At 70.2% G+C, this 22,564-nt stretch carries 20 protein-coding genes; 9 read left to right on the forward strand and 11 right to left on the reverse strand.

Translation table 11 applies throughout. The features are described from left to right. Positions 1 to 355: 355 nt before the first annotated feature. Entirely contained in the window at positions 356 to 2,512 is a 2,157-nt protein-coding gene (metG, locus tag GJG85_RS12880; RefSeq protein WP_050012049.1) for a methionine--tRNA ligase, read from the forward strand. Between the two features lie 90 nt (positions 2,513 to 2,602). On the opposite strand, the gene GJG85_RS12885 is transcribed toward metG, so the two are convergent. Together GJG85_RS12885 and GJG85_RS12890 are read right to left on the reverse strand one after the other, a co-directional pair. Next, on the reverse strand, positions 2,603 to 6,643 hold the full coding sequence (locus GJG85_RS12885; RefSeq protein ID WP_204383359.1) for a translocation/assembly module TamB domain-containing protein: 4,041 nt from the start codon (positions 6,641 to 6,643) through the stop codon (positions 2,603 to 2,605). 39 nt (positions 6,644 to 6,682) lie between these two features. Then, positions 6,683 to 8,497: an autotransporter assembly complex family protein gene (locus GJG85_RS12890; protein WP_204383360.1), complete on the reverse strand. Its 1,815-nt coding sequence runs from the start codon at positions 8,495 to 8,497 to the stop codon at positions 6,683 to 6,685. A gap of 249 nt (positions 8,498 to 8,746) precedes the next feature. Between GJG85_RS12890 and GJG85_RS12895 the strand changes: the two genes are divergently transcribed. From GJG85_RS12895 to panD, 4 genes are all read left to right on the forward strand, one after another. Beyond that, positions 8,747 to 8,935, forward strand: a complete 189-nt coding sequence (locus tag GJG85_RS12895) for a DUF3460 family protein (RefSeq protein WP_006478107.1) — start codon at positions 8,747 to 8,749, stop codon at positions 8,933 to 8,935. 4 nt (positions 8,936 to 8,939) lie between these two features. Further along, positions 8,940 to 9,812 carry a ScpA family protein gene (locus GJG85_RS12900; RefSeq protein ID WP_021164248.1) on the forward strand — a complete coding sequence of 291 codons (873 nt, stop codon included), beginning with the start codon at positions 8,940 to 8,942 and terminating at the stop codon, positions 9,810 to 9,812. A 259-nt stretch (positions 9,813 to 10,071) separates the two neighbouring features. Next, entirely contained in the window at positions 10,072 to 10,911 is an 840-nt protein-coding gene (gene panC / locus GJG85_RS12905; protein ID WP_089488927.1) for a pantoate--beta-alanine ligase, read from the forward strand. A 43-nt stretch (positions 10,912 to 10,954) separates the two neighbouring features. Next, the gene (gene panD, locus GJG85_RS12910) at positions 10,955 to 11,341 is read left to right on the forward strand and encodes an aspartate 1-decarboxylase (RefSeq protein ID WP_006484038.1); all 387 of its coding nucleotides are present in this window, start codon (positions 10,955 to 10,957) and stop codon (positions 11,339 to 11,341) included. A gap of 132 nt (positions 11,342 to 11,473) precedes the next feature. On the opposite strand, the gene GJG85_RS12915 is transcribed toward panD, so the two are convergent. The 4 genes from GJG85_RS12915 to GJG85_RS12930 all read right to left on the reverse strand — a co-directional run bounded on the left by GJG85_RS12915 (position 11,474) and on the right by GJG85_RS12930 (position 14,570). Then, positions 11,474 to 12,136 (reverse strand): ParA family protein, encoded by a 663-nt coding sequence (locus tag GJG85_RS12915; RefSeq protein WP_050012053.1) that lies wholly within the window; start codon positions 12,134 to 12,136, stop codon positions 11,474 to 11,476. Positions 12,137 to 12,282: 146 nt separating this feature from the next. Continuing rightward, complete coding sequence (locus tag GJG85_RS12920) at positions 12,283 to 12,696, reverse strand: DoxX family protein (RefSeq protein ID WP_124554773.1); 414 nt, start codon at positions 12,694 to 12,696, stop codon at positions 12,283 to 12,285. A gap of 151 nt (positions 12,697 to 12,847) precedes the next feature. After that, the gene (locus GJG85_RS12925) at positions 12,848 to 12,985 is read right to left on the reverse strand and encodes a hypothetical protein (protein WP_204383361.1); all 138 of its coding nucleotides are present in this window, start codon (positions 12,983 to 12,985) and stop codon (positions 12,848 to 12,850) included. Between the two features lie 82 nt (positions 12,986 to 13,067). Then, on the reverse strand, positions 13,068 to 14,570 hold the full coding sequence (locus GJG85_RS12930) for a cobyric acid synthase (RefSeq protein WP_204383362.1): 1,503 nt from the start codon (positions 14,568 to 14,570) through the stop codon (positions 13,068 to 13,070). A 74-nt stretch (positions 14,571 to 14,644) separates the two neighbouring features. Between GJG85_RS12930 and cobU the strand changes: the two genes are divergently transcribed. The 4 genes from cobU to GJG85_RS12950 are packed head-to-tail and all read left to right on the forward strand — an operon-like array spanning position 14,645 to position 18,063. Next, positions 14,645 to 15,199: a bifunctional adenosylcobinamide kinase/adenosylcobinamide-phosphate guanylyltransferase gene (cobU, locus tag GJG85_RS12935; RefSeq protein WP_050012055.1), complete on the forward strand. Its 555-nt coding sequence runs from the start codon at positions 14,645 to 14,647 to the stop codon at positions 15,197 to 15,199. Then, positions 15,193 to 16,137: an adenosylcobinamide-phosphate synthase CbiB gene (gene cbiB, locus GJG85_RS12940; protein WP_050012056.1), complete on the forward strand. Its 945-nt coding sequence runs from the start codon at positions 15,193 to 15,195 to the stop codon at positions 16,135 to 16,137. The genes cobU and cbiB overlap by 7 nt, the downstream gene beginning before the upstream one ends. Continuing rightward, positions 16,130 to 17,149, forward strand: coding sequence for a threonine-phosphate decarboxylase CobD (gene cobD / locus GJG85_RS12945; RefSeq protein WP_204383363.1), 1,020 nt, complete (start codon positions 16,130 to 16,132; stop codon positions 17,147 to 17,149). The genes cbiB and cobD overlap by 8 nt, the downstream gene beginning before the upstream one ends. Then, a complete protein-coding gene (locus GJG85_RS12950) occupies positions 17,146 to 18,063 on the forward strand; it encodes a cobalamin-binding protein (RefSeq protein WP_050012058.1) in 918 nt (305 codons plus the stop codon). Before cobD ends, GJG85_RS12950 begins: the two co-directional genes overlap by 4 nt. A 104-nt stretch (positions 18,064 to 18,167) precedes the next feature. Here the strand turns inward: GJG85_RS12950 and cobC are convergent, their stop codons facing one another. The 5 genes from cobC to GJG85_RS12975 all read right to left on the reverse strand — a co-directional run bounded on the left by cobC (position 18,168) and on the right by GJG85_RS12975 (position 22,550). Then, positions 18,168 to 18,752, reverse strand: a complete 585-nt coding sequence (gene cobC, locus GJG85_RS12955) for an alpha-ribazole phosphatase (RefSeq protein ID WP_050012059.1) — start codon at positions 18,750 to 18,752, stop codon at positions 18,168 to 18,170. After that, positions 18,737 to 19,489: an adenosylcobinamide-GDP ribazoletransferase gene (locus GJG85_RS12960; RefSeq protein ID WP_050012060.1), complete on the reverse strand. Its 753-nt coding sequence runs from the start codon at positions 19,487 to 19,489 to the stop codon at positions 18,737 to 18,739. The genes cobC and GJG85_RS12960 overlap by 16 nt, the downstream gene beginning before the upstream one ends. Positions 19,490 to 19,502: 13 nt before the next feature. Continuing rightward, positions 19,503 to 20,558 (reverse strand): nicotinate-nucleotide--dimethylbenzimidazole phosphoribosyltransferase, encoded by a 1,056-nt coding sequence (cobT, locus tag GJG85_RS12965; protein ID WP_050012061.1) that lies wholly within the window; start codon positions 20,556 to 20,558, stop codon positions 19,503 to 19,505. A gap of 61 nt (positions 20,559 to 20,619) precedes the next feature. Then, the gene (locus tag GJG85_RS12970) at positions 20,620 to 21,438 is read right to left on the reverse strand and encodes an ABC transporter ATP-binding protein (protein WP_050012062.1); all 819 of its coding nucleotides are present in this window, start codon (positions 21,436 to 21,438) and stop codon (positions 20,620 to 20,622) included. After that, positions 21,435 to 22,550, reverse strand: coding sequence for an iron ABC transporter permease (locus tag GJG85_RS12975; protein ID WP_050012063.1), 1,116 nt, complete (start codon positions 22,548 to 22,550; stop codon positions 21,435 to 21,437). Before GJG85_RS12975 ends, GJG85_RS12970 begins: the two co-directional genes overlap by 4 nt. Positions 22,551 to 22,564 lie beyond the last annotated feature (14 nt).

The raw sequence follows: 22,564 nt of genomic DNA on the forward strand, positions 1-22,564 counted from the left end.
CGGGCGCCGCGCCCGCACAGCCCCGCCTGACAAGGCGTTGGGCGGGGCCGGTAACAAATCGAAAAAATTTTCGAACTTCTGTCGCAGGCCGTGGTCAGTATTTACGGTACGCGGCTGGTGTTGCCGGCGCGTCACCATTCTCCTCTTGTCGTTGTTGCTCCGGGGCCGTATCCGCCCCGGTTTTTTTTGCCCGCAGAATTCGTGTTGCGCTGCAGCACAACACCCCCCCGGCACGCCGCGCGGGCGCCCCTGCCCGTTCCGGCGCCCGTTCCGGCGCCCGCCCGCCGCGCTGGCCCGCGCCCCTGCTAGAATCGCGGTTTCCCGTCGTTTTTCCCGCTGTTCTTCTCCAGACACTATGTCCGCATCCGACCTCACCTCCGTGCAGGCTGCGGCGCCGCAAGGCAGCCGCCAGATCCTCGTTACGTCCGCACTGCCCTATGCCAACGGGCAGATCCACATCGGCCACCTGGTCGAGTACATCCAGACCGACATCTGGGTGCGGACGCTGCGAATGCATGGCCATGAGGTCTACTACATCGGCGCCGACGATACGCACGGCACGCCGGTCATGCTGCGCGCGGAGAAGGAAGGCGTGACGCCGAAGCAGCTGATCGACCGCGTGTGGACCGAGCACAAGCGCGACTTCGACAGCTTCGGCGTGTCGTTCGACAACTTCTACTCGACCGATTCGGACGAGAACCGCGTGCTGAGCGAGAAGATCTATCTCGCGCTGCAGGAAGCCGGCCTGATCGCCGAACGCGAAATCGAGCAGGCCTACGATCCGGTCAAGGAAATGTTCCTGCCGGACCGCTTCATCAAGGGCGAGTGCCCGAAGTGCCACGCGAAGGACCAGTACGGCGACAGCTGCGAAGTGTGCGGCTCGACGTACCTGCCGACCGAACTGCTGAACCCGTATTCGGTCGTGTCGGGCGCGACGCCGGTGCGCAAGACCTCGAAGCACTACTTCTTCCGCCTGTCCGACCCGCGTTGCGAATCGTTCCTGCGCGAATGGGTGAGCGGCCTCGCGCAGCCCGAAGCGACCAACAAGATGCGCGAATGGCTCGGCGACGCCGGCGAAGCCAAGCTCGCCGACTGGGACATCTCGCGCGACGCGCCGTACTTCGGCTTCGAGATCCCGGGCGCGCCCGGCAAGTATTTCTACGTGTGGCTCGACGCGCCGGTCGGCTACTACGCGAGCTTCAAGAACCTGTGCGACCGTAACGGCATCGATTTCGACGCGTGGATCCGCCCGGGCTCGACGGCCGAGCAGTATCACTTCATCGGCAAGGACATCCTGTACTTCCACACGCTGTTCTGGCCCGCGATGCTCGAGTTCTCGGGCCATCGCACGCCGACCAACGTGTTCGCGCACGGCTTCCTGACCGTCGACGGCGCGAAGATGTCGAAGTCGCGCGGTACGTTCATCACCGCGCAGAGCTACATCGACACGGGCCTGAACCCCGAGTGGCTGCGCTACTACTTCGCGGCGAAGCTGAACGCGACGATGGAAGACATCGACCTGAACCTCGACGACTTCCAGGCGCGCGTGAACAGCGATCTCGTCGGCAAGTACGTGAACATCGCGAGCCGCGCAGCCGGCTTCCTGATCAAGCGCTTCGACGGCCGCGTGCAGGACAGCGCGATGAATCATCCGCTCGTCGCGAAGCTGCGCGATGCGATTCCGCAAATCGCCGCGAGCTACGAAGCACGCGAATACGGCCGCGCGCTGCGCCACACGATGGAGCTCGCTGACGAAGTGAACGCGTACGTCGACGGCGCGAAACCGTGGGATCTCGCGAAGGATCCAGCCAACGCGGTCGCGCTGCACGAAACCTGCAGCGTGAGCCTCGAGGCGTTCCGCCTGCTGTCGCTCGCGCTGAAGCCGGTGCTGCCGCGCGTCGCCGAAGCGGTCGAGGCGTTCTTCGGGATCGCGCCGCTCGCGTGGGCCGATGCCGCAAAGCCGCTGTCGTCGGCGCAGCCGATCAAGGCGTACCAGCACCTGATGACGCGTGTCGACGCGAAGCAGCTCGAAGCGCTGCTCGCCGCGAACCGCGATTCGCTGCAGGCCGAGGCAACGGGTGCGGCCGCCGCGAGCGCGAACGCCGCGAAGGATGCGAAAAACAACGCGAAGGCGAACGCGAAGCCGGCCGCCGCGAACGGCGCCGACGATGCACCGATCTCGATCGACGATTTCGCGAAGATCGACCTGCGCATCGCGAAGATCGTCGCGTGCCAGGCCGTCGAGGGCTCGGACAAGCTGCTGCAGCTCACGCTCGACGTCGGCGAGGAAAAGACCCGCAACGTGTTCTCGGGCATCAAGTCCGCGTACCAGCCCGAGCAGCTCGTCGGCAAGCTGACGGTGATGGTCGCGAACCTCGCGCCGCGCAAGATGAAGTTCGGCCTGTCCGAAGGGATGGTGCTCGCCGCGTCGGCCACCGACGAGAAGGCGGAACCGGGCCTCTACATCCTCGAGCCGCATAGCGGCGCGAAGCCGGGCATGCGCGTGAAGTAAGCGAAACGCGCTGCTGCTGGCGCAAAAAAGCCCCGCACGGTTTGAATCGCGCGGGGCTTTTTTATCGCTGTCCGGTACGCCGGCCCTCCGTCACCGCTGCCCGAACCACCGGTCGAAGCGCCGCGTGTAGTTCAAGTCGACGCCCTGGAACGTGCCACCGTACGCGGACACCGACCAGAAGCGCGTCAGGTTGATCGTCGCCTTGAACGCGTTGCTCGCCGATTGCAGCCCCTGCTCGAAGCCGAGCACGAACCGCTCGTTGATCGCCTTCGACACCAGCACGACCTGCGGATCGGTCAGTCCGACTTCGCTGCGGCCGACCGACACCTCGTCGAGACCGAAGGTCTGCGCGACCCGCTTGCCGGTCACGCTGCCGAGCAGCCCGAGCGCCGCCGTCATCGCCCCCTGCTGACCGACGTTGTTGCCCTGGTCGGTGCCGTGCCCGAACAGCAGCCACGACAGCTTTTCGTTGTCCGTCACGTTCGGCTCCGACACGAGCTTGACCGTCGGCGACTGGATCGTCCCCGTCACCTGCACGCCGGCCTCGACCTCCTGGTTGCGCCGCATCGCGAGGATGTTGACGCCGGGGTTCGCCACCGGGCCGTTGAACGTGAAGAAGCCGTTCTCGACCGCGAGCTTGCGGCCGAACGTCGTGTACGTCGAGCCCTCGGTCACGCGCACGTTGCCGATCGCGCGCAGCGGCACGCCCGGCGCGCTCATCACGGTGATCGTGCCGCGCAGCCCGAGATCCGCACCGTGGCCCTTGAAGCGGAAGTTGTTGCCGAGCCCGACGTCGATGTTCGCGCGCGGCGCCAGCGACGGCGCCGGCTTGTTCTCGACCGGCTTCGGCTTCTCGGCCGCGGTGCCGGTGGGCGTCTCGCCGCGCACCGTGCCGTCCGGCTGCACGATCACGACGTCGTCCGACAGATGCGGCGCCGATTGCTCGGGCAGGTCGAACAGCGCGCGATCGACGACGAACTTGCCGTCGATCGCCAGCGCGCCGCGCGGCCCGTCGTTCGCGACGGTGGCCTTGCCCGACAGCGACAGCTTGCGATCCGGCGCCGCGAACAGTTCGAGCTTGTCCGCGACGATGCTCGCGGTCAGGTCCGGCGCCTCGCCGTCGAGGCGCACGCGGCCGAGCGCGCGCAGCGTGCCGTCGCCGCCGTGAAACTCGACCTGCTGGAATTCGACGAGGTTGTCCGACAGCTTCACGCGCACGATGCCGTCCTTCAACTGGACGCCCTGGTCGATCAACGTCGCGGACAGCTCGTCGCCCGTCAGCGTCCCCGACAAGTTCGGTTTCACCGGCGTGCCGGACACCGTCAGCTTCAGCGCCGCGCGTCCGCCGAGCAGGTAGCTCGGGCCGAACAGGTTGCCGGTGGTCTTCAGCGCCGGGATGTCGGCATCGATGCGGCCCGACAGCGGACCGTCGTCGACGATGCCGAACACGCCGTCGCGCAGCGCGAACGGCACCGTGACGTTCGCGTCCAGCGTGCCGATCCGGCTCGCCTTCGCGAGCCCGGTCACGTTGAGCCGGTTGCCGGGCGCGAAGCTCGCGCGGGCGGACAGGTCGGTCAGGCCGAGCGACGCGATGCCGCGCCCGGTCTCGATCGTCACGTCGCCGCCACGACGCTTCACCTGCACGTAGCCCGTCGCGTTCGCGCCGAGCGAGAAATCCCAGTCGGCATCGAGCACGACGTCGGTGCGCATCGGCGGCCGCTGGCCGGTCAGCACCTGGCGAACCTCGAGGAAACGCGCGACCGATGCGCCGGTCACCGAACCGGCCGAGCGCATCTGGCCGCGATCGAATACGAACGATTTCAGGTCGATCGCCGCGCCTTCGAGCGTGAGCCGCGTCGCGCCGAGCGTCACGCGGCCGGCGCCGGCCGATATCGTCAGCGGCGCCTGCAGCGCGAGCGCCGGCGTGCCGCGATTCGCGAGCCGCGTGACGGTGCCGTCCCAGCGCATGCCGTCGCGGTTCTCGACCACGCCGCCGTTCGCCGCCAGCGTCAGGTCGATCACGCGGCCGCCGGCCATTCCGAGCGCCGACGCGTCGAGCGTGTGCTTCGCGCGCGTGCCGTCGAGGTTCGCGCGCAACGACTTCAGCTTGAACGAGCCGAGCGCGATGTCGGCCGCGTCGGCCGTGAACACGAGCGCGCCGTGCGCGCCGTCGCGGATGTCCGCGCGGCCCTGGGCGGTGCCGATCCGGTTCGAACCGACGACGACGTGCTCGGCCTTGTAGGTGGCCGTCACGTTCGGATGCGCGAAGCTGCCGGTCAGGTCGCCCTGCGCCTGCACGAGCCCTTCGACGCCGAAGCCGAGCCGGTCGAGCTGCGGCGCGTCGACGACGAAGCGCAGCCGGTCGCCGGGTGCGCCGAAGCTGCCGCGCAGGTCGACGTGGTTGCCGGCGATCGACAGGTTCGCGTTGCTCGGCAGAATTCGTGAGCCGGCGAGCTGCACGACGCCGGCGCCGGTCAGCGGCACGCCGTCGTACAGGCTGTCGGCGAGCTTGAAGGTCGCCTTCGTCGATACCTGCGGCGCGAACGCGCCCGACGCGGTCAGCGTGCCGGACACGCGCGTCTCGCCGCGCTTGGCCGGCGCCTTGGCCGCTTTCGCAGGCGCCTTGCCGCCCGCCTTCGGCGCGCTCATCGCGGCGAGCAGCAGCGGATCGAACGCGGTCAGTGTCGCCTTCGCGTCATAGGTCGAATGCGCGTCGTGGCGGAACACGCCCGTCAGGTCGATGCGGCCCTTGCCCGCAGTCACGCGCGTATCGGTCAGCACGGTCTGCTGCTGCGTCAGCGCGACCTTGGCCCGCGCGCCGAGCGCGAGCTTCGGGTCGTTCAGGTTGAAATCGACGGTCGTCACGTCGCCCGCGAGCGTGACGCCGAGCGGGCCGCCGAGGCGCATCGGCCGCAGCTCGGCGACGAACGCGTTCAGGTCGAGGTTCGCGACCTTCAGGTCGAAGCGGCCCTTGCCGCCCGCGAGCGTGCCGCCGCCGGTCATGCTGCCGTCGCGGATCAGTTTCAGCGCGAGACCGTCGATGCGCTGCGCGTGCGCGTCGAGATGCACGCTCGCGTGCGCGTCGATCACCGGCAGCAGATGGTCGCCGAGCGTGCCGGGTTTCGCGTTGACGATCGACACCGGGCCCGTCACCGCGAAGCCCTTCGCGGGCGCCGCGCCGGCCGGCGCGCTCACCGGCGCGAGTTCCGCGCGCACCGCGAGATCGGCCGCAGGCGCGCCGGGCGACAGCGCCTGCGGGTTCACGTGGTCGAACGCGAGCGACGCACGCGTGAGCGGCACCGTGCCGAACGGCGCGGCCTCGACGTGCGCGCGCCCGTTCAGCTTCATCCCGCTCGCGGAGACGTCGGCGACGAGCGCTTCGAGCGACCCCGACACGTTCGCGCTCGCGTTGACCGGTTCATCGGCGAGTTTGCCCACGTAGGTGGCGTCGCCCGTCAGCGCGAACGGCTTCACGCCGTCGAGCTTCGCGCGCGCGGTCAGCGCGCCGTACGGCGTATCGACGCCGTCGAGCACGAGTTCATGGTGGCGGCCGTCGCTGCGGCCGTTCAGCGCGAGATGGTCGAGCTGCGTCGTCGACGTGCCTTCGTGAATGGCGAGGCGAGCGACGCGCAGGTCGTCGATCCGCACCTGCAGCGGCAGGCTCAGATTCTGCGGCGTCGTACTCGGCGTCGACGGCCCCGGCACGATCCGCACGTCGATCGTGCCGGCGCGCAGATAGGCGACAGACAGCCGCCACGGCGCGCGCGTCAGTGCCCAGCGGCCGTCGAGCCGGTCGATGCGGACCTCGGTGCCGGTGCCGTCGGGGCTGGTCCATGCGAACCCGCGCAAGCGCACGCCGGTCGCGAGCGAGCCGCCTTCGAGCGTGCCCGCGAGCCGCGTGCCCAGCACCTTGCTGGCTACCTGCCACGCGAGCCGCGTGCCGCGCTCGGTCGTCACCGCGCCCAGCACGAGCCCCGCCACCAGCACGACGAGCAGCACGACCGTCGCGAGCGTCCACGCGACGACCCGCCACGCGCGGCCGCGGCGCGGCACGCGCGGCGGCGTGCCGGGCGCGCCGTCGGGCGAATCCGGATCGTGAGGCGGCGGCGTGTCGTTCGGGTCCTTCGTCATGCGGTTCGTCGTGCGGTCGTCGTCAATAGGGCGGCAGGTTCAGAAAGCGATGCCGAGCGTCAGGTACGGGCGCACGCTGTGGTTGCGCAACCCGTACGCGACGTCGACGTTGATCGGGCCGACCGGGCTGCGCCAGCGCGCACCGACGCCCACGCCCGGGTAGAACACGCGCTCGCCCCACGCATCGGTCGCGGTGCCGATGTCGAAGAACGTCGCGGCGCCCCAGTCGCGGTTGAACCAGTGCTGGTATTCGGCCGTCCCCGTCATCAGGTACTTGGTCGGCAAGACGGAGCCGTCGACGCTGTTGCCGATGCTCTGGTAGCCGTAACCGCGCACCGAATTCGAGCCGCCGGCGCGGAACAGCAGCGACGCCGGCACGCCGGTCGAACTGCCGCTCGTGAACACGCCGCCGAGCTCCGCGCGGAACACGAACAGGTCGCGCTTGCCGATCGGCAAATACTGCTGCCCGCGCGCGTAGCCGCGGATGAAGGTTTCGTCGGCCAGCACGTGCTTGACCGCGAAGCCGGCCTCCGCGTGAATCAGGTTGCCCGAGCGCGGAAACAGCGGATCGTCGACGTTGCGGCGGGTCCACGCCCACTGCGGCACCAGCGCGCGGCTCGTGGTCGGCCCCGCGCCGTTCTGGTCGAGCCGGTCCTGGTAGTACATCAGCGAATACGCATAGTCGATGAACTGGCCGGTGCGCGTGCGCTGCGCGCCGATCCGCGCGCTGTAGATGCGCGTATCCGACACGTTGGTGTTCGTGTACGACGCGAGCACGCTGTTGGTCCAGCCCTTCTCGCCCGGCGGCATCGACAGCTGGACCTGCCCGTACTGCTGGATCTGGTCGACCCGGCCCGACACGGTCAGCGGCCACGCGGCGCCGAACGTGTCGAGATACGTATAGGAACCCTGCACGTGCGGCCCGGTGTCGGTCGCGAAGCCGACGCCGCCGCGGATATTGTTGTACGGAAACTCGCTGACCTTCACGTGCACGGGCGTGCGATCGGGTTTCGACGTATCGTCGCCGACGTCGATCGCGACGCTCGCGTAGTACGGCGTGTTCTGCAGCTGCCGCTGCAGTTCGGTGATCCGCCGCACGTCGTAGATCTCGCCTTCCGACAGCGGATTGACGTTCGTGACGATCCTTTCCGGATAACGGCGCACGCCGTCGACGTCGACCTTGCCGATCGTGAACGTCGGACCGCTGTCGAACGCGACCGCGAGCGTCGCGCGCTGCGTGCGCGGATCGATGCGCGCCTCGGACGACGCGATCTTCGCGCCGAGATAGCGGCGCGACTGCAGTTGCCGGAGCGCCGCACCCTTCGCGTCGTCCCAGTCGGACTGCGTGAACGGGTCGCCCGGCTTCATCGAGAACGCGAACCGCGTCGCGGTCTCCTGCTTCGGATCCTCGGTTTCCACCGGCCCCTTGAACGTCAGGTCGACCGTCGACACGACGGTCTGCTTGCCCGGATCGACCGCGATGCGCACGTCGCGCTTGCCGTCGCGGGTGCGCACGTCGGTGCGCACGACCGGCGAGAAATAGCCGGCCGTCGCGGCCAGGTCGCGCACCTGCTGCGGCGTGGCGGTCACGAGGAAGTCGAACTGGTCGTCGCTGATGTCGTCGCGCTTCGCGAAGCGGGCGATGTCGAGATGCGTCTTCAGGAGCTTGCGGATCGAGCGCGGCGCGTCGATGTCGACGTCGTACTTCGCGTGGGCCGGCAGCGCGAAGCACGCGGCCAGGCAACCCGCGAGGGCCGCCCGCGCGACGCAGGCCGCGGCGTCGGCGCGATCGCGTGCCGCGCGCCGGCCCGCGTGATGCGCCGTGTGTGCTTGCTGGTTCGACTGCCCCGCCAAATATGACCTCGCCGTCCTGGAGTGTTACGGTTTCGTGGAAAACCCTGTATTTGACCACAGGGCGCCGACGTCACGGCCAAACGATTGTGAAAGAGTGCCAAGGCCGCGGCAGGGCCACCGCACGACGTCCGCCAGCGCCGGCCCGCGGATTCGACGCTCGATTGGCGCCGGCTGTTCCCCGCGATGCGGTAAAATCCCGCCATCGAGAATCCGGCGCATCGTGCGCCGCCCGAAACGGAAGATCCAGCCATGCCGTACCAGTCCGACGTCACGCAGTTCCTGAACCAGCTCAAGCAGCAGAAGCCGACGCTCGAGGAAGAGCAACGCAAGGGCCGTTCCCTGCTGTGGGACAAGCAGCCGATCGATCTCGAAGAGCGCGCCGAGCAGCAGGAATCGCGCGTGAAGCAAACGTCGTACGTCTACTACCAGAACTTCTGACGACGTGAGCGCCGCCGACGAGGCCAGCGCCGCCCGGCAGGACGACGCGATCGCCGCGCCCGCGGGCGCCGATTCGACGCCCGACACGGTCGACGGTGTCGCGGCGTTCGCTCGCCTGTACGGCGAGCCGCTGTTCAAGCTGCCGCAGGATCTGTACATCCCGCCCGACGCGCTCGAGGTGTTCCTCGAGACGTTCGAAGGCCCGCTCGACCTGCTGCTGTACCTGATCCGCAAGCAGAACTTCAACGTGCTCGACATCCCGATGGCGCAGGTCACCGCGCAATATCTGGGCTACGTCGACCAGATCCGCACGTCGAACCTCGAGCTCGCGGCCGAGTACCTGCTGATGGCCGCGATGCTGATCGAGATCAAGTCGCGGATGCTGCTGCCGGTCAAGAAGGCCGACACCGGCGAGGAAGCCGAGGATCCGCGCGCCGAACTCGTGCGCCGGCTGCTCGAGTACGAGCAGATGAAGCTCGCCGCGCAGCGGCTCGACCAGTTGCCGCAGCTTGGCCGCGATTTCCTGCGCGCCGAGGTCTACATCGAGCAGAGCGTCACGCCGCGCTTTCCCGACGTGAATTCGGACGACCTGCGCGCCGCGTGGGCCGACGTGCTCAAGCGCGCGAAGCTCGTCCAGCACCACAAGATCTCCCGCGAGGAGCTGTCGGTGCGCGAACACATGAGCCTGATCCTGCGCCGGCTGCAGAACGCGCGCTTCATGGAATTCGCCGAGCTGTTCGACACGTCGCGCGGCGTGCCGGTCGTCGTCGTGAACTTCATCGCGATGCTCGAACTCGCGCGCGAATCGCTGCTCGAGATCACGCAGGCCGAACCGTTCGCGCCGATCTACGTGCGTCTCGCTTACCTGCCCGCGTAAGGGCCGCCCCGCCGCTCCCCGTTCCCCGGTGTATCCCGACGCTCGACGCTTCGCCGCGGCGAATGGCCGTCCGGCGGGTATCCGGCACGTCCCACTATAAAGTGAACGATCGTTCTTTTATCGATGCGTCGCGCGGCCAAATCCTCTACAATCCGCCGACACCCGATGCGCCGCCCGCGCGCCGGCGTTCTCCGCTTCGACCCCGATGCCGCTGCCGCGGCGTCAACGCGCGCCTGCGCGAGGAACCCGCTACCCGATCATGAAAGTCATCAGCTCGATCCAGGAACTGCGCGACCAGCTGCGCGGACAGAACCGCACGGCGTTCGTGCCGACGATGGGCAACCTGCACGAAGGGCACCTGTCGCTGATGCGCCTCGCGCGCCAGCACGGCGACCCGGTCGTGGCGAGCATCTTCGTCAACCGGCTGCAATTCGGCCCGAACGAGGATTTCGACAAGTACCCGCGCACGCTCCAGGACGATATCGAGAAGCTGCAGCAGGAAAACGTGTACGTGCTGTTCGCGCCGACCGAGCGCGACATGTACCCTGAGCCGCAGGAATACCGCGTGCTGCCGCCGGACGATCTCGGCGGGATCCTCGAGGGCGAGTTCCGGCCCGGCTTCTTCGCCGGCGTGTGCACGGTCGTCACGAAGCTGATGTCCTGCGTGCAGCCGCGCGTCGCCGTGTTCGGCAAGAAGGACTACCAGCAGTTGATGATCGTGCGCCGGATGTGCCAGCAGCTCGCGCTGCCGGTCGACATCATCGCCGCCGAAACCGTGCGCGACGACGACGGCCTCGCGCTGTCGTCGCGCAACCGCTACCTGACGACCGACGAGCGCAACGAAGCGCCCGAACTGGCGAAAACGCTGCAGCGCGTGCGCGACAGCGTGCTCGGCGGCGAACGCGATCTCGGCAAGCTCGAGCAGCATGCGCACGCGCACCTGGCCGAACGCGGCTGGGTGCCCGACTACATCGCGATCCGCCGCCGCGCGAACCTGATCGCCCCGAGCGCAGCCGAACTCGAAGCCGGCGAACCGCTCGTCGTGCTCGCGGCCGCGAAGCTCGGCGCGACGCGCCTCATCGACAACCTGGAAATCTGACGCGCGGCCCGCCGCGCCTCTCACGACGCATCACGGAGACACCATGCAGCGCCACATGCTCAAATCGAAGATCCACCGTGCGGCGGTCACGCACTGCGAACTGCACTACGAAGGTTCGTGCGCGATCGACGAAGACCTGCTCGAAGCGGCGGGCCTCATCGAAAACGAACGGATCGACATCTGGAACATCAACAACGGCGAGCGCTTCTCGACCTACGCGATCAAGGGCGAGCGCGGCAGCGGGATGATCTCGCTGAACGGCTCGGCCGCACGCCGCGCGCAGCTCGGCGACCTCGTGATCATCGCGGCATTCGCGATGGTTGACGAAGCGGAACTGCAGGCCGGCTGGAAGCCGAAGCTCGTGTTCATCGACGAAGGCAACAAGATCAAGGGCCACCGCGATCACGTGCCGACGCAGAACTGGACGTGACCTGAGCGGGGCACGCCCGCATGCCGCGGCATGCGGTGCAGCGATGCCGCCTGCGACCGAAGGGCCGGACACCGTACGCGACGGGATCCGGCCCTTCTCATTGGATGTCGCGCCGGCCGGACGGCCGGGCGTTCAGGACGCGGCCTTGACGGCCTTCTCGGCCTTCGGCGCGCGGCGCTCGGCCCATTCGACGATCGGCCGCCACTGTTCGAGATCCTTCTCGACGCGGCTTTTCGCGACATCCCACAGCGTCAGGCCGTGCGCGGCGATCTGCACGTAGTTCTGCGTGTCGCGCACGTAGCCGAGCACCGGCAGGCCGAGCCCTTCGACGAACCGGTGCAGCTGGTCGGACGAGCGCGTGCGCGCGTCGACCCGCATCCCGACGATCCCGACCTCGACGCTGCCCTTGCGCACGGCCTTCTCGCCGGCAAGGCGTTCCAGAAACTGCTGGGTCGCGAGAATATCGAACATCGACGGCTGCAGCGGCACGATCACCTTGTCGGCCAGTTGCAGCGCGACGTTGAGCCGCGTGCCGTGCAGGCCGGCCGGCGTATCGATCACCGCGTATTCGAGGCCGCGCGGCGGCTTCGACGGCGCCTCCGGATCGAGCGCCCACGCCTCGATCGCCGGCAAGCCGGCCGGCCGCAGGTCGAGCCACGCATGCGCGGACTGCTGCCGGTCCAGGTCGGCCAGCGCGACCCATGCGCCCTGCGCCGCGAAATAGCCGGCTAGATTGGTGGACAGCGTGCTCTTGCCCACGCCGCCCTTCGGATTCGCCACCACGATGACCGTCATGAATTCCCCCGAAAAAGCCGCGCGGCGCCGGCCGCATGGCAGGCGCCGCTCGATTGCGGATACAGGGAGCGATGATATCGGCAAACGGGGGGTCACCGGAACCGGTCGCACCGAACCTGTGCCCCTTTCGTCTGCTTTCCTTCACGTCACGCGCGCTGGACCGCGGCCTCCCGCGCGCCGAGCGCGAACGCGCCGCCGCCCAGCAGGGCCTGCACGGCCAGCGTGACGGCCCAGAACGCCGGATATTCCCAGCCGCCGTGCGGCGACGAGAAGCCCCAGCCGTTCGGCAGATGCGCGGCGACCGCGCCGAGCATGAACGGCAGCAGCACCAGCGCGGCGATGCGCACGCGGAACCCCGCGAGCAGCGCGAGGCCGCCCGCCAGTTCGACGAACGTGGTCAGGTACGCGAGCCAGCCCGGCAGGCCGATCGACGTGAAAAACTGCGCGGTGCCCGGCAGCGTGAAGACGAATACTTTCTGTGCGACGTGCGCGAGGTACAGCACGCCGAGGGCGACGCGCAGCAGCGTCGCGGCGAAATCGTTCAGGCGATTGGCGTTCATGACGGATTCCTGAGTGAGTGGATGGAATGGATCGCACTCTATTCGAATCCATTCAGCCGATAAACGCGCCATCCCGCTTAAATTACCTCCATTCAGGAATGAATCGACGCAAAAAAAGGGCATGACCGATCATGCCCCGCGTCCTTCCTGCTCAGTAACCGCTCTTGCCTTGCGTGGCGTCACCGCCGGACTGGCCGCCGCCCGGCGCATACGAATCGCAGGCATGCGCGGCCGCGGCCGCGCCCAGCAGCGCCGCGAGCAGGACGCTCCACCACCATCGAGCCCTCATCGTCGCCCTCCTTCGGGCGGACCTCCGCCCTCCTCTGTTGTACGCGATCGCGCGGAAAAAGCGAGAGTCGACCGGCGCGGTTTCAACGAAACTCGGCGTACAGCGCGTCGAGGTCGAGGTGCTCGGCGAACGTGTCGGCCAGCCGCTCGAGCGACGCCTCGCGCAGCGCCGGGTAGTCGATGCGGGCCGCGCCGTCGAGCCCCGACCACGCGAGCAGCGCCGCGCAGGCGTCGGGCGCGTCGAACAGCCCGTGCACGTAGGTCGCGAGGATCTGGCCGTCGGCCGATCTCGCGCCGTCGGGACGCATGCCGTCCTGCGCGGCATCGGCGGCCAGCGTCAGCGCGGGCGTCGCGAGCGCCGGCCCGCGCGTGTCGCCCATGTGGATCTCGTAGCCGCGCACGGCCGCCGCGCCCGGCAGCGCGAGTCGACCGGTCACGTTCTTCAGCGTCTTGTCGGGCTGCAGCGTCGTGTCGAACTCGAGCAGCCCGAGCCCCGGCACGCTGCCGGGCGCGCCTTCGAGGCCGAGCGGATCGTCGAGCGTGCGGCCGAGCATCTGCATGCCGCCGCAGATGCCGATCACCTTGCCGCCGTAGCGGAGATGGCGCCGGATCAGCGCGTCCCAGCCCGCATCGCGCAGCCACGCGAGATCGCGCTGCACGCTCTTCGAACCGGGCAGGATCAGCAGGTCGGCGTCGGGCACGGGGCCGCTCTTCCAGTACGTGAATTCGACCTGCGGATGCGCGCGCAGCGGATCGAAATCGGTGTGGTTGCTGATGCGCGGCAGCGCGGGCACGACGACGCGCAACACGCCGGCATCGCCGCGGGCGGCGGCACTGCGCGCCTGCGCGGGCAGCATGTCCTCGGCGTCGAGCAGCAGCCCGTGCAGATACGGCAGCACGCCGAACACCGGCTTGCCCGTCCGCGCGCGCAGCCAGTCGAGCCCCGGTTCGAGCAGCTTGAGGTCGCCGCGGAAACGGTTGATCACGAAGCCGCGCACGCGCGCGCGCTCGCTGTCCGACAGGCAGGCGAGCGTGCCGACCAGATGCGCGAACACGCCGCCGCGATCGATGTCGGCGACGAGCACGACCGGGCAGTCGACGCGCTCGGCAAAGCCCATGTTCGCGATGTCGCCGTCGCGCAGGTTGATCTCGGCCGGGCTGCCGGCGCCTTCGACGATCACCGTGTCGTAACCGGCGCGCAGGCGCGCATACGACTCGAGCACCGCATCGAACGCGACCGGCTTGTAGTCGTGATACGCCCGCGCGTCGAGGTTCATGCGCGCCTTGCCGTGAATGATCACCTGCGCGCCGCGGTCGCTCGTCGGCTTCAGCAGCACCGGATTGAAATCCGTATGCGGCGCGACGCCGGCGGCCAGCGCCTGCAACGCCTGCGCGCGGCCGATCTCGCCGCCGTCGACCGTCACCGCGCTGTTGAGCGCCATGTTCTGCGGCTTGAACGGCGCGACGCGCACGCCGCCGCGTCGCGCGAGGCGGCACAGGCCCGCGACGAGCGTGCTCTTGCCCGCGTCGGACGTCGTGCCCTGGATCATCAGCGTGCCGCGCGGCCGCGGCTCGGGTGCATTCATCGTGTGAAAGGTGTCGCGAAGCAAAGGCGGCATTATCGCCCGCGCCGGGTCGCCCGCGCCGTTACAATCACGCGATGATTCCGCACGACCTCACCTTCGTCCTCGGCGGCGCGCGCTCGGGCAAGAGCGCGCATGCCGAGCGGCTCGCCGCCGATAGCGGCCGCCCCGTCACCTACATCGCGACCGCGACCGCCGCCGATCCCGAATTCGCGCAGCGCATCGCGCATCACCGCGCGCGCCGGCCGGCCGACTGGGGGTTCGCCGACGCGAGCGTCGATCTCGCCGGCACGCTCGCGCGGCTCGACGATCCGCACGCGTGCCTGCTCGTCGACTGCCTGACGCTGTGGCTCACGAACCTGCTGTGCCCCGCCGACGGCGCACCGCTCGACGACGCGCAGTACGCGGCCCAGGTCGAGCGGCTCGAGCACGCGCTGCGCGGCGCGCACGCGAAGGTGATCGTCGTCAGCAACGAGATCGGGCTCGGCGTCGTGCCGCTCGGGTCGGTCACGCGCCGCTACGTCGACGAGCTCGGCCGCCTGAACCAGCGCGTCGCCGCGCTCGCGACGCGCGTCACGCTGCTGGTTGCCGGGCTGCCGCTCGACCTCAAGGCGGGCGCGCCGTCATGCTGATGCTGTCGCTGCCCGTCGTCGCGATGCTGGCGGTCGCGGCCGCGATCGTCGACCGCGCCATCGGCGAGCCGGCCGGCTGGCATCCGCTCGTCGCGTTCGGCCGCGTCGCCGCGCGCATCGAAGCCGCGCTGAACACGGGCCGGCGCGGCCGCGTAGTCGGCGTCGCCGCGTGGCTCGCGGCGGTCGTGCCGCCGGTGGCCGTCGCGGCATGGCTCGTCGCCGTGCTGCCCTGGCCGTTCGCGGCGGCGCTGCACGTCGCGCTGCTGTGGTTCGCGCTCGGCGCGAAGAGCCTCGCCGACCACGTCGCGCCGATCGCCGCCGCGCTGCTGCGGCACGACCTCGACGCGGCGCGCACGCTGACCGCGCGCATCGTGTCGCGGGACACGAGCAACGCGGACGAAGGTGCGCTGTCGCGCGCGGCCGTCGAATCGGCGCTCGAAAACGGCAACGACGCGATCTTCGGCGCGCTCTTCTGGTTCGTCGTCGCGGGCGGCCCCGGCGCGTTGCTGTTCCGGCTCGCGAACACGCTCGACGCGATGTGGGGCTACCGCACGCCGCGCTTCCTGACCTTCGGCTGGGCCGCCGCGCGCCTCGACGATGCGCTGAACTGGATTCCCGCGCGCCTCACCGCCGCGAGCTACGCGCTGCTCGGCGACACGGCCGCCGCGTGGCGCTGCTGGCGCACGCAGGCGCGCCACTGGGACAGCCCGAACGCGGGCCCCGTGATGGCCGCGGGCGCCGGCAGCCTGAACGTGCAGCTCGGCGGCCCGGCCGTCTATCACGGCGAGATCGAGGATCGGCCGGCGCTCGGCACCGGCGCCACGGCCACCGCCCTTCACATCGTCGCCGCGCTGTCGCTCGTCACGCGCACGCTCGCGCTGTGGCTCGCGCTGCTGGTCGCGAGCGGCGCACTCGTCATGGCCTCCCATCATGTCTGATTCATCCATCGCGCACGGCGGCAACCTGCACGAAGCCGCCCGCCGCCACGGCATTCCGTACGACGCGTGGCTCGACCTGTCGACCGGCATCAATCCGGTCGGCTACCCGGTTCCGCCCGTGCCGGCCGACGCGTGGCGCCGGCTGCCCGACGACGGCGACGGCCTCGCGGCCTGCGCCGCGCGGTACTACCACGCGCCCGACGCCGCGCACGTGCTACCGGTTGCCGGCAGCCAGGCCGCGATCCGCGCGTTGCCGGCGTTGCTGTCGGCCGGCGACGCAGGCGTCGCGGCGCTCGCGTACGGCGAATACGCGCCCGCGTTCGCGCGCCACGGCCATCGCGTCGTCGCGCTCGACATCCGCGCGGATACGCTGCCCGCGACGCTGCGCCACGTCATCGTCGGGAATCCGAATAATCCGACCGCCGAATTCGTGCCGACCGCGCGCTTGCTCGGCTGGCACGCGCAACTGGCGGCACGCGGCGGCGCGTTGATCGTCGACGAAGCGTTCGCCGATACGGGCGCGACGCCATCGCTCGCGCCGCAGGTCGATCGTCCAGGGCTCGTCGTGCTGCGCTCGGTCGGCAAGTTCTTCGGGCTGGCCGGGATCCGCGCGGGCTTCGTGCTCGCGAATCCCTTGCTGATCGCCGCGCTGCGCGACGTGCTCGGCGCGTGGACCGTCAGCGGCCCCGCACGCCATGCGGTCGCCGCGGCATTCGCCGACCGCGCATGGCAGGCCGCCGCGCGCGAGCGGCTCGGGGCCGACGGCGAACGACTGGCCGCGTTGCTGCGCGCGCACGGCTTCGCGGTGCGCGCGACGCCGCTGTTCAGCTGGACCGACGATCCGCGCGCCGCGGCGCTGCATGCGGCGCTCGCGGCGCGCGGGATCTGGACGCGGTACTTCCCGACGCCGTCGAGCGTGCGCATCGGCCTGCCGGGCAGCGAAGCCGAATGGCGGCGCCTCGGCGATGCGCTCGCACATTGCGCACCGCTGCTGCAGCGGGCCTCCGCATGAGTTCACGCGTGTTCCGTCGGCTGACGCCAGCCGCGCTGCTGGTCGCGCTCGCTCACGCGCCGCTCGTCCACGCCAACGTCACGACCCGCGACGACGCCGGCAATACGGTCACGCTGCCCGCGCCCGCGCAGCGCGTGATCAGCCTCGCGCCGCACGCGACCGAGCTCGTCTACGCGGCCGGCGGCGGTGCGAAGCTCGTCGGCACCGTCACGTACAGCGACTATCCGGCCGCCGCGCAAGCGGTGCCGCGCGTCGGCGACAACAAGGCGCTCGATCTCGAACGCATCGCCGCGCTGAAGCCCGACCTGATCGTCGTCTGGCGGCACGGCAACGCCGAGCGGCAGACCGACGCGCTGCGCGCGCTGCACATCCCGCTGTTCTTCAGCGAACCGAAGCATCTCGACGACGTGTCGTCGTCGTTGCGCCGGCTCGGCACGCTGCTCGGCACGCAACCGGCCGCCGATGCCGCCGCGGCCGCCTTTACGCGGGACATCGCGACACTGCGCGCACGCTACGCGGCACGCCCGCCCGTCGCGATGTTCTTCCAGGTGTGGGACCGCCCGCTGACGACGCTCAACGGCACGCACCTGATCAACGAAGTATTCGAACTTTGCGGCGGCCGCAACGTGTTCGCGTCGCTCAAGCCGCTTGCGCCGACCGTGACCGACGAGGCGGTGCTCGCGGCGAATCCGGAAGCGATCGTGACGACGAGTGCCGGCGCGACCCGCTCGAACGAACCGCTGCCGAGCCTCGCGCGCTGGCGCGCGTGGCCCGCGCTGACGGCCGTGGCGCGCAACAACCTGTTCGCAATCGACGGCGATCTGCTGACGCGGCCGGCGCCGCGGATCGCGCAGGGTGCGGCCGCGCTGTGCGAGGATCTGGAGGCCGCGCGTGCGCGGCGGCCGGCGCGCTGATTTCCGGCGGGTTGCGGTGCATCGTGCACCGGTGCCGGATGCGTGCGGTGCTCGAAACAGATCGCTCCGTGCGCAGCGCAGTTCACATGCAGACGCAAGTGCGCCTATGCATCCCAGTGCACGACTTCCCACGTTCGCGCGGCGCCCTCCCTGCGCAGCCACACCGCCCCGCCCGTCGGCACCGGCCGCGACAGCAACGTGTCGAGCGGCACGCGCAACACATGCGACGCGAATGCGCGGATCACGCCCGCATGCGTGACGACCCATTGCGGTCCGTCGAACGCCGCAAGCGCATCGGCCTGCCGCGCCACCCGCGCGACGAATCGCGCGACGCTTTCTCCGCCGTGCGCGCACGCATGCATCAGGTCGGCCGCCCACGCATCGAGCGCTGCGCGATCGATATCGTCCCAGCGCTGCATTTCCCACGCGCCGAAATCCATTTCCTGCCAGTCGTCATCGCCCAGCAGCGGTACGTCGAATGCCCGCGCGAGCCGTTCGGCAACCGACGCGCAGCGCGTCAGCGGGCTCGTCCGCACCTGTTCGGGCGACGGCGCACTTAGTTCCGCCAGATGCATGCGCACGGCCTGCGCGCCGCCATCGGCCGATTCGGCGAGCGGCACGTCGCTGCGCCCATAGCAGACGCCCGGCTCGATGCCGACGGCCGGATGACGGATCAGGACGACGTCCATCCGAGCACCACCAGATAGATCGCCAGTTCGCCCAGTTGCTGCGCGAAGCCGAGACAGTCGCCCGTATAACCGCCGATCCGCTTCACGAAATAGCGGGCCGCCCACGCGCGCACGAGCACGAGCGCCACGCAGGCGGCAACGCCCATGCGCCAGTCCGGCCAGAACAGCCACGGCAGTCCGAACACCGCCGCGACGCACGCCGCACGTGCGTCCATTCGTTGCGCGACCGGCTTCGCCTTGCCTTCGGGCCGCACGTAGTCGAGCGTCATCAGCAGGCTCACGGCCATCGCGCGGCTCGCCGCGTGCGCGGCGATCATCGTCCATGCGGCGCGCAGCGGCAGCATCGACGCCAGCGCCTGCCATTTCAGGCCGAGCGCGATCACGAGCGCAACGGCGCCGAACGTGCCGATCCGCGAATCGTGCATGATGCGCAGCACGTCGTCGCGCGTGTAACCGCCGCCAAACGCATCGCAACTGTCGGCGAGGCCGTCTTCGTGGAACGCGCCGGTCGCGAGCAGCGTCGCGGCCATCGACAGCCCGACCGCGATCGATGGCGGCAGCACGCGCAGCGCGACGAGATAGACGAGCGCGCCCCACGCGCCGACGCACGCGCCGACGAGCGGGAAATAGCGCGCGGCCTGGTCGAGATCGCCGGCCGCGTAGCCGATCGAGCGCGGCACGGGTACGCGCGTGAAATAGCCGAGCGCGACGAAGAAGTAGCGCAGCTCGGCGCGCATGCCGCGCACGCGCTCAGGCGTCACGATCGTCGACGCCGGCGGATTCGAAGCTCGCCATCTCGCTGAGGAACGCGGCCGCCGCGCGCACCAGCGGCAGCGCGAGCGCGGCGCCCGTGCCTTCGCCGAGCCGCAGGTCGAGCGCGAGCAGCGGCTTCGCGCCGAAATGCTCGAGCATGCGCCGGTGGCCGGCCTCGTGCGACGTATGCGAGAACACGCAGTAGTCGCGCACGCCGGGCGCGATGCGCTCGGCGACGAGCAGCGCGGCGGTCGCGATGAAGCCGTCGACGAGGATCGTCATCCGCTCGCTCGCGGCCGCGAGGTACGCGCCGGTCATCATCGCGATCTCGAAGCCGCCGAACGTCGCGAGCACGTCGAGCGGCGCGATCGCATGCGAGTGCTTGACGAGCGCGCGACCGAGCACCGCACGCTTGTGCGCGAGGCCCTGATCGTCGAGGCCCGTGCCGCGGCCGACGCAGGCGTCGATCGGCACGTCGAGCAGGCGGCTCATCAGGCACGCGGCCGACGACGTATTCGCGATCCCCATCTCGCCGAAGCCGATCACGTTCGTGCCGAGCGACGCGTGCAGGCGCACGCGCGCCGCGCCCGCGGCCAGCGCCGTCATCGCTTCTTCACGCGTCATCGCGGGTTCCGCCGCGAAGTTGCGCGTGCCGCGCGCGACCGGAACCGACACCAGCCGGTCCGACAGCGGCAGCGGCGACGCGACGCCCGCATCGACGATCTCGAGCGTGCTCTGCGCGACGCCCGAGAACGCGTTGATCGCCGCGCCGCCGGCGAGGAAGTTCGCGACCATCTGCGCGGTCACCGCCTGCGGATAAGGGCTGACGCCCTCGGCCGCGATCCCGTGGTCGCCCGCGAACACGATCGTCACCGGACGCTGCACGACCGGCCGCTCGGTGCGCTGGATCAGGCCGATCTGCAGCGCGAGCGCCTCGAGCTGGCCGAGGCTGCCGGGCGGCTTGGTCTTGTGGTCGATCACATGCTGCAGGCGCGTGCGCAGCGCGTCGTCTAGCGGCGCGATCGCGGGCGGGAATTGGGTCGAAGTGGTCATCGAGGGGCCGTATGGTGGGCGCGGCATGCGCCGCGCATCGGAAAATTCGGAACGGGAAAGATCATTGTCGCGCGGGCCACGCCGGCAACAGCGCATCGCGGCCGTTCTCGCGGATCAGCACGAGCGGATAGCCGAACGCGTCGCTCGCGCGCTCGGGCGTCAGCACATCATGCACGCGGCCGGCCCACGCATGCCCGCGGCCGTCGAGCAACAGCGCATGCGTCGCGAAACGCCGCGCGAGATTCAGGTCGTGACACGAAAACATCACCGTGCGCGGGCCCGCCGCGAGCCAGGCGGCCAGCGCGGTCAGGCAGTCGATCTGGTGATGCAGGTCGAGATGCGCGAGCGGTTCGTCCAGCAACATCAGCGGCGCATCCTGGCACAGCGTCGCGGCCAGCGCGACCCGCTGCCGCTCGCCGCCCGACAGCGACATCACGTCGCGCGACGCGAGCGGGTTCAGGTCGAATGTCGCGAGCGCCTCGCGCGCGGCCGCGCGGTCGCCGTCGCGCTCCCAACCCCAGCCGCCGAGATATGGAAAGCGGTTGAGCAGCACCGTGTCGAACACGGTCGCGCTGAACGCATCGTGCAGTTGCTGCGGCATCAGCGCGCGGCGCTGCGCGAGTTGCTCGGGACGCCATGCGGCAAGCGGCCGACCGTCGATCTCGACGTGTCCGCCGGCGGGCGGCTGCAGTCCCGCGAGCGTGGCGAGCAGCGTCGTCTTGCCCGCGCCGTTCGGCCCGGCGACGCACCAGATCTCGCCGGGGCGGAACGCGTGCGTGAAGCGGTCGAGCAGCGTGCGCGCGCCGGCCTTCAGCGTCAGGTCGACGGCCATGTAGCGCATGTCGCCGGCAGCGGCGTGCGGTGCTGCGGTGCCTGTCATCGCATCGGCCTCCTCAGCAACATCCACAGGAACACGGGCACGCCGATCAACGCGGTCATCACGCCCACCGGCAATTGTGCGGGCGCGATCGCGGTGCGCGCGAGCAGGTCGGCCGCCATCACGCCGCCACCGCCCGCGAGCATCGCGGCCGGCAGCAGCATCCGCTGGTCGTTGCCGAACGCGAGCCGCAACGCGTGCGGCACGACGAGGCCGACGAAGCCGATCGTACCGGCCGTCGTGACCGCGGCCGCGGCGGCCAGCGACGCGACGAGATAGATCCGCACGCGCAGCCGCGCGACCGGCACGCCGAGCGCCTGCGCGGTCGCGTCGCCGCGCAGCAGCACGTTCAGTTGCGGCGCGGCCGGCAGCGCGGCGCATGCGCTCAGCAACAGCGCGCCCCACGCGAACCACGGCGCCGTCGCGCCGTTCAGGTCGCCGGTCAGCCAGAAGATGATGCCGCGCAGCCGTGCATCGGGCGCGAGCGACAGCAACAGCGTGACGAGCGCGCCCCACCCCGCCGCGATCACGACGCCCGTGAGCAGCAGCCGCGGCGATGCGTCGCGCGATTCGCCGCGCCACAGCTCGCGCCTCGCGAGACCGAGCACGAGCGCGACCGAGACGAGCGAACCGGCGAACGCCGATGCGTCGACGAGCCACCATGCGCCGCCCGCGATCATCGCGACGAGCGCGAAGCCGGCCGCGCCGCCGGACACGCCCAGCACGTACGGCTCCGCGAGCGGATTGCGCAGCAGCACCTGCAACAACGCGCCGGCCAGCGCGAGCAGCGCGCCGCACGCGAAACCCGCGAGCGCGCGCGGCAGGCGCAGCGTCCGGACGATATCGGCAAACAAGGTATCGCCGCCGTGCGGCACGAGCGACGCGAGCGCCTGCCACGGCGACATCGGCACGCTGCCGATCGACAGCGACGCGACGAACAGCAGCGCGACCACGGCGGCCAGCGCGGCCCAGATGACGGTGGCGCGCGCGGCGCTCATGCGGCGCACGGCCGCGCGCCCGACGCGCGGTGCATCCGCTTGCGGTGGCCGGCCGGGCGCGACAGGGGCGCGTGGCGAACGATTGGGGTCGGCATCGAAGAACGTTCCGTGAAGCATTGCGCGCCCCGCTT

Origin of the sequence: Burkholderia sp. MS389 (assembly GCF_016899425.1) — a bacterium.
In the GTDB taxonomy this organism is placed as follows: Bacteria; Pseudomonadota; Gammaproteobacteria; order Burkholderiales; family Burkholderiaceae; genus Burkholderia; species Burkholderia sola.

Bases quoted from the DNA above. Each gene is read 5' to 3' on its own strand.
- metG (WP_050012049.1), top strand. From the start codon at position 356: ATGTCCGCATCCGACCTCACCTCCGTGCAGGCTGCGGCGCCGCAAGGC.
- GJG85_RS12885 (WP_204383359.1), bottom strand. From the start codon at position 6,643: ATGACGAAGGACCCGAACGACACGCCGCCGCCTCACGATCCGGATTCG.
- GJG85_RS12895 (WP_006478107.1), top strand. From the start codon at position 8,747: ATGCCGTACCAGTCCGACGTCACGCAGTTCCTGAACCAGCTCAAGCAG.
- panC (WP_089488927.1), top strand. From the start codon at position 10,072: ATGAAAGTCATCAGCTCGATCCAGGAACTGCGCGACCAGCTGCGCGGA.
- panD (WP_006484038.1), top strand. From the start codon at position 10,955: ATGCAGCGCCACATGCTCAAATCGAAGATCCACCGTGCGGCGGTCACG.
- GJG85_RS12915 (WP_050012053.1), bottom strand. From the start codon at position 12,136: ATGACGGTCATCGTGGTGGCGAATCCGAAGGGCGGCGTGGGCAAGAGC.
- GJG85_RS12920 (WP_124554773.1), bottom strand. From the start codon at position 12,696: ATGAACGCCAATCGCCTGAACGATTTCGCCGCGACGCTGCTGCGCGTC.
- GJG85_RS12925 (WP_204383361.1), bottom strand. From the start codon at position 12,985: ATGAGGGCTCGATGGTGGTGGAGCGTCCTGCTCGCGGCGCTGCTGGGC.
- GJG85_RS12930 (WP_204383362.1), bottom strand. From the start codon at position 14,570: ATGAATGCACCCGAGCCGCGGCCGCGCGGCACGCTGATGATCCAGGGC.
- cobU (WP_050012055.1), top strand. From the start codon at position 14,645: ATGATTCCGCACGACCTCACCTTCGTCCTCGGCGGCGCGCGCTCGGGC.
- cbiB (WP_050012056.1), top strand. From the start codon at position 15,193: ATGCTGATGCTGTCGCTGCCCGTCGTCGCGATGCTGGCGGTCGCGGCC.
- cobD (WP_204383363.1), top strand. From the start codon at position 16,130: ATGTCTGATTCATCCATCGCGCACGGCGGCAACCTGCACGAAGCCGCC.
- GJG85_RS12950 (WP_050012058.1), top strand. From the start codon at position 17,146: ATGAGTTCACGCGTGTTCCGTCGGCTGACGCCAGCCGCGCTGCTGGTC.
- cobC (WP_050012059.1), bottom strand. From the start codon at position 18,752: ATGGACGTCGTCCTGATCCGTCATCCGGCCGTCGGCATCGAGCCGGGC.
- GJG85_RS12960 (WP_050012060.1), bottom strand. From the start codon at position 19,489: ATGCGCGCCGAGCTGCGCTACTTCTTCGTCGCGCTCGGCTATTTCACG.
- cobT (WP_050012061.1), bottom strand. From the start codon at position 20,558: ATGACCACTTCGACCCAATTCCCGCCCGCGATCGCGCCGCTAGACGAC.
- GJG85_RS12970 (WP_050012062.1), bottom strand. From the start codon at position 21,438: ATGACAGGCACCGCAGCACCGCACGCCGCTGCCGGCGACATGCGCTAC.
- GJG85_RS12975 (WP_050012063.1), bottom strand. From the start codon at position 22,550: ATGCTTCACGGAACGTTCTTCGATGCCGACCCCAATCGTTCGCCACGC.